The sequence below is a fragment of the Kitasatospora nipponensis genome (assembly GCF_039528135.1).
In the GTDB taxonomy this organism is placed as follows: Bacteria; Actinomycetota; Actinomycetes; order Streptomycetales; family Streptomycetaceae; genus Kitasatospora; species Kitasatospora nipponensis.
Window position 1 is genome coordinate 1 of the sequence record NZ_BAAALF010000873.1, and the last position, 610, is coordinate 610.

Sequence of the window (610 nt, forward strand, 5' to 3'; positions counted from 1 at the left end):
CCTTCCTCGTACCGCCGCTGGAAGCGGTCGCCAACTCGCTGCGGTACGCCGTCGTCGCGACCCTGATCGCCCTGGTGATGGGCGGGCTGGCGGCGGTCGGCACCTACCCGGCGAAGAACTACATCTCGCACAGCGAGTTCCTCACCGAGGTCTGCAAGCTGGGCGGCAACAAGCTGGTGGACGCGATCGCCTACCACCCCTACACCTATCCCCATCTGCCCAGCGCCAAGACCGACTTCGGCACCGCCTTCGAGGACATCAGCACCACCAAGAGCAACCTGATGGCCGTGCTGGAGACCTACGGCACGCCCAACCTGCCGATCTGGCTGACCGAGACCGGCGCGCCGACCAACGGCCCCGGCAGCGCCGCCGACGGCAAGACCATCCCGCCGGACGCCACCCACGTGACCGAGGCCTTCCAGGCCGACTTCGCCCTGGACACCATCCCGGCTGCGGCCGCCAACAAGCACATCGCGGCGGTGTTCTGGTTCGCCGACAAGGACGACGGCACCGAGAAGGACAAGGGCCAGCGCTCGAAGTTCTACGGCCTGCGCTACCACGATGGCTCGCCGAAGGCGGCGCTGAACGCCTGGAAGGCCGCGATCACCAC

1 protein-coding gene is annotated in these 610 nt (G+C 68.0%); it reads left to right on the top strand.

Translation table 11 applies throughout. The features are described from left to right. A partial coding sequence (locus ABD323_RS43795; RefSeq protein WP_344447579.1) for a glycoside hydrolase family protein occupies nucleotides 1-610 on the top strand: 610 nt, incomplete at both ends.